Here is a 5,066-nt window from a genome sequence, read left to right on the forward strand (position 1 = left end):
AATCACCGCAGCTCACGGCTCTACGCAATTGCGACAAGATCGTTAGCCCGCGCAGGTCCAGCCGGCCCTCCACGGTGCGCTTTGGGGCGGGGCGGGCACTCCACGCACTGCCTCGACCACCTTCAACCTCGACTTGCTGCGGCTGCGCCCGCGTTCATCCTCGGTCCGGGCAGACCGCACCTGGCCGTACAACCACGCTACCCAGGGGGTGCGACAAGCAGGCCCTGTGGACGCCAGGGCTGGCAGGTCAGCCGATCAGGGGTGGTTGCGAGGCGTGGCGAATGATCACCACGTGGTGGCGTGCCCGGGTGATCGCGACTCGAAGGAGCCGCCGGCGAGACTGGATGTCGTCCTCTTTACTCGTGTGATCGATGAGCTGGTCATTACCGAACCTGGTCTCAGCGATGACGACACCATCGAACTCCTTACCTTTTGATTTGTACATGTTCATGAAGGTCGTGGTCGCGGCCTCCTCGGAGGGAATCGCCTCGATCATCCGGTTCGCCAAAACTCGACGCACCACCGCTGCCGCGTCTAGGTACGTGGTGCCGTTCCACGCGTCAGTGAGCGCCCAAGCGATCGCATCGGTTGCTTTCAGTAACCGGATGAGGCGGGCCTTGCCGAAGATTTCCTTCAACTCGTTGGACCCGCTCAATCGGGCGCGAGCGAGTTGCCAGTCCTGCACTGGACTACCGGTGAACTGGATCCCGTCGGAGCAGGCGGCGGCGATCGCCTTGACGGTTCCTGATCGGACCTTCGCTCCGGCAGCGATGTCCGCTAGCGCGCGCTCAAGAACTGCGACCTTCGCTTTCGCTCCGGGCGTCTTGGTGGACTTCACACGGTAGAAGTTGCAGATAAGTTCCACCGTTGCGGTTAGTGCCACGTCTGGGTCGACGCCGGGCCATTCCATGATCGACGCGACCACGTAGGCGGACGCGGACGCCAGGTCCTGGTCGAGGTTGAGTTCGTGGTCCACGGCCGGGTAGGGGGTTCCGTCGATCTCGATTTCTGTCGCCGCTGCCTCCGACAGTCGACCGACGAGCGAATTGGTCGGGGCCAGAACTGCGATGGTGGGCTCTCTGCCCAGTTCCTTACGCAGATGCTGGCGCAGCGCGATCAGGTACTGATGAGCCAGTACCTCCACTTTTCGGTAGTTGTATGTGGCGTAGGTAAGGTTGTCCGGCACCGGGATGCTGGGGTCATTCCGCAGCACCGCGTTCGCGTATGCGAGCAGGCCCTGCCCGGGGCTGCGGTGATTGTCCTTGGACAGGTCGAATGACTTCGGCTGCAGGGTGTCGATGGCGTGTTGGATGCGCTCCTCGTTGACGCCAGGCAGGTGGTCGTAGATGCGCTGATCGGGGTCTGCGAGGCAGAGAATCGTCGACGTCGCGCTCAGCGCACGGATCGCTCGCCACTGGTCGTCGTTGGTGTCCTGGAACTCATCCACGATTACGACCGGGTACGCGTCGCCGTAGAGAGCGGCGAGGATAGGGTAGCGCTCGAAGAGATCGGCCGCTGTGCAGGCCAGCAGGTCGAACACGTACTTGCCGTCGGCGGCCAGCCGGCGGGTTTCGGCAGCCCAGTCGCCCTCGAACGCCGCCTGCATCTGCTGCTCTTGGTCAGGGGTGATGAAGGACGAGGACTTGCCGGTTTGCAACCGGCCGTGGCTGCGCACGATGTCCATGAAGAAGGCGTGGAACGTGCGAACCTCCAACCGCCGCCGAGTCTGCCGGTTGAGCACCCCTGCCATCCGGTCGGTGATCTGCCGTACCGCCGCTCGCGAGAAACTGAGGAACAGCACGGACTGTTCCGGCTTGAGGGCGGGAACGACCTCGCGTGCTTTTAGTAGGGCGATGGTCGTCTTGCCGCAGCCAGGGCCTCCGATGATAAGCAAGTGACCCGATGTCGCGAGGATGTCGAGTCGGGGCTGATCAAGATTCATCGGCGGCTTCGTTTGCACCATCGGTCGCCGTTTCGGTGGCCGTCTTCTCAGCCAGCACCTGGTTCATCTCCATAAGGAACTCGACGACTGTCGCCGGAAGATCCGCCTGGCTGCGGCATTCTCCAACGAGTAGAGGCGCGTAGCCATCGAACGATCCCTTGCGCTTTTTCAGCACGTGACGGGTGTGGTCTCTGACGGCTTCCTCGCCTGCGCTGGCATCCAGGATGCCACACTCCTGCGGATAGTCACTTCTGGTGCTGACGGCAGTACAGAACCGGCGTTGAATTTCGACCGGAATCTCGTTGGTCAACAGCTCTTCGATGCCCGCATAGCCGATCACCCGGTAGATGGTGAAGTCGGCGGTCTTCGAGGTCTGTTCGGCGGTCAACGGGCTGGTCGGCCTGTCATGAATACCGAACACAGGCTTGCCCATCGCTGCGAAGACCGGCGCATACAGCGGCACCGACGTGTCCCCGCCGGCGTCGAACAGCGAGATGCCCGTCAGGTCGAGGTGCTGATAGTCCGACGTCGGGTCCTGCTCAAGGATGTCGGCGGCGACCCGCAGGGTGGCGAGCTCGGTGGCTCCTTCGACGACACAGACCGCGCGTGCCAGGACCGCCTCGGCGAACTGACGCTGGTTGGTCCAATACTTTTTGATCTTGTAATCGGCTGGGAGGGTAACCGGCCAGCTGGTTAGCGTCCCGGCGTCGTCGCGGGCCACGGTCACCACGTGGTCAGGATCGAACATCTCTATGACGTAGGGCGAGTGCGATGTGACGATCACCTGGTCCATCTGGTCGAGCGTGAACCGGACCAGCCTGCGCTGGGCATGTGGCGGGAGCGCGATCTCCGGCTCCTCCATCGCGAAGATAACCGACTGGTCCTCGGTCAGTTGCGCGATGTAGGTGAGTAGTGCGAACACCAGAAGGTTCAGCGATCCGGTGCTCAGCCGGTTGAACGGAACCGGGTAGGTGCCCGGCTGGGTCGACACGAACAGCCGCAGGACTTCGCGCAGATGTTCACGGGTGAGATCGGATATGTGCACGTCCACAGCCGCTGGATGGTCGCTGAGATTGATGAACTGGCTGACGAGCTTGCGGACCTCGGTACGGATCTTCGCGAAGCCCGAGCCATCCCCGGTGACCACCACCTGGTCCACATCGCGAAGCGCCCGCTCCCACAGCGACGCGTCGGCGCCCTGCGCCTCAAGCCGCACGATCGTATCGATCAGCGACCCCCGTTGGAAGCTGAGGGCTCGGCTTCCCGTGCGATTGGCGCGTAGGTAGATAAAACCGCACATTCGCTTGTCCTCGCGCTTGAAGGGCTTGAGGCCCTGTCCGAGGTCACCCTCAAAGTCGGCGAAGCTATCGACAACAACCTCCGGGTAGGCGAAGAACGTACCCGCGGCGAAGTCGTCCTCGTCCGGATCGAAACGACCGATGAACACCACCGGTAGACACCAAGCACCCTCCTCCGGCCCCGGCTCGGATGGCCGCAACGCAGCGACGAGGTCCTGAGCCCCGCCCGGCGTGGGTGCGGGAGGCACCACGACGTTCAGTAGTTCCCGCGAGGTCGCAGACCAGACACGCAGGTGACTGCGAAAACGGCGAGTCGCCTCTTCGGAGAGATCCGTCAAAATCACCTCGATCCTGATTTCTGGGGTCGTCCCGTCGGCCAGCAGATATTGGCCAGCGAAGAAGTCATACTCATCGATTACCGGTCGGCGGGCCATCCGCTCCGGGCCCAACACGAGATCGAGGGCGTCGCAGATCGTCGACTTGCCGACACTGTTGCCGCCCACGAGCAAGGAGTGGCCATCGAGTAGCACCGTGCCACTCTTCGCGCCGCGGAAGTTTTGAAACGTAATGCGGCTTACCTTCACCTGCGCTCCTTGAGGGTCGCCCATGCGGTCCGGCCAGTATGGGTCAAGCCCCGGAACCAGCGCGATGCCCGTAATGGTGTCGCATTAGCGGGGAGCGTCCGAATAGGACGATACGCTAACAAAGTCGGACGTACAGCTAGGCTGCCGCAATTGCGGACGGGTCGGCCGACCTGCGGGACATCTACGTCAGACACGCTGGGGACTGAAACGAGTAGGCGTTACGCCCACGGCAGCATTTGCCGTCCGACACACCCGGGGCTGGCACGCGGCCACCGGCGTGTGGATCGGCGGCGCGCTGCTGATCCTTTCCGCGACCGGGCTGACCTGGTCCCGATACGCGGGCGGCAACTTCGACAACGCCCTCACCGCCCTCGACGCGCATCAGCCCCAGCTGGCCACCGCCCTCGCCGGCGGGGTCACCGCGGTGCTTGGCCGCGATGACCCCGGCGGCGCGTTGGACGAGGTCCGCCGCGATGGGGATCAGTCCCGTCACGTCGGTCAGAGCTTCGGAGTGGCGGCGTGGGCGGCATCGAAGCGGGCGGTGACATCGGCCCAGTTCACCAGGTTCCACAGCCGGTCGACGTAGTCCGGCCGGACGTTGCGGTACTGCAGGTAGTAGGCGTAGCTCCCAGGCGTCGAAAACCAGCAGCGGGATGCTGCCCTGTCCGACGTTGCCGTGGTGGTCGTACACCTGCTTCACGATCGTCGCTGCCCGAGCGGCTCCAAGGCGAGCACCCCCAGCCGGAGCCCTGCACGCTCTTCGTCTCCGCCGACAGCTGCCCCATGAAGCCGTCGAAGGAGCCGAAATGCTCCTGGATCGCCGCCGCCAGTTCCCCTCTGGGCGGTCGCCGCCGTCCGGGGAGAGGTTGTTCCAGAAGATCGAGTGGAGCACGTGCCCGGACAGGTTGAACGCGAAGGTCTTCTCCAACCCGACCAGGGCGGCGAAGTCTCCCTTGTCGCGGGCATCGGCGAGCTGTTCCAGGGCGTCGTTGCTGCCCTTGACGTATGCGGCATGGTGCTTGCTGTGGTGTAGTTCCAGGATTTCGCCGGACACCGCCGGTTCCAAGGCCCCGTAGTCGTACGGCATGTCGGGCAGGGAGTACACGCCCACCTGGGCAACTTCCGTCGTTCTTGCCAGCCCAGTGGGCGGCTGCCCCGGCGAGTTGGATCATCGCGAGCCGGGACAACCACCCACTGATGCCAGCACTATTACGATCTTGTGCGCAATTGCGTAGAGCCGTG

At 63.8% G+C, this 5,066-nt stretch carries 3 protein-coding genes and 2 pseudogenes; 1 reads left to right on the top strand and 4 read right to left on the bottom strand.

All coding sequences use genetic code 11. The annotated features are described in order from the left end of the window. Positions 1-247: 247 nt before the first annotated feature. Positions 248-1,942: a UvrD-helicase domain-containing protein gene (locus tag A6A27_RS06390; protein ID WP_073833615.1), complete on the bottom strand. Its 1,695-nt coding sequence runs from the start codon at positions 1,940-1,942 to the stop codon at positions 248-250. Then, the gene (locus A6A27_RS06395) at positions 1,932-3,824 is read right to left on the bottom strand and encodes an ATP-dependent nuclease (protein WP_073833616.1); all 1,893 of its coding nucleotides are present in this window, start codon (positions 3,822-3,824) and stop codon (positions 1,932-1,934) included. Before A6A27_RS06395 ends, A6A27_RS06390 begins: the two co-directional genes overlap by 11 nt. A gap of 202 nt (positions 3,825-4,026) precedes the next feature. On the opposite strand from A6A27_RS06395, the gene A6A27_RS06400 reads away from it, so the two are divergent. After that, positions 4,027-4,410 (top strand): PepSY-associated TM helix domain-containing protein, encoded by a 384-nt coding sequence (locus tag A6A27_RS06400; RefSeq protein WP_143193921.1) that lies wholly within the window; start codon positions 4,027-4,029, stop codon positions 4,408-4,410. A gap of 196 nt (positions 4,411-4,606) precedes the next feature. Here the strand turns inward: A6A27_RS06400 and A6A27_RS47365 are convergent. Then, a pseudogene (locus A6A27_RS47365) lies at positions 4,607-4,699 on the bottom strand (hypothetical protein); the annotation flags it as partial. Between the two features lie 44 nt (positions 4,700-4,743). After that, positions 4,744-4,911, bottom strand: a pseudogene (locus tag A6A27_RS45750) (superoxide dismutase); the annotation flags it as partial. Positions 4,912-5,066 lie beyond the last annotated feature (155 nt).

The organism is Micromonospora sp. CB01531, assembly GCF_001905095.1.
Classification (GTDB): Bacteria; Actinomycetota; Actinomycetes; order Mycobacteriales; family Micromonosporaceae; genus Micromonospora.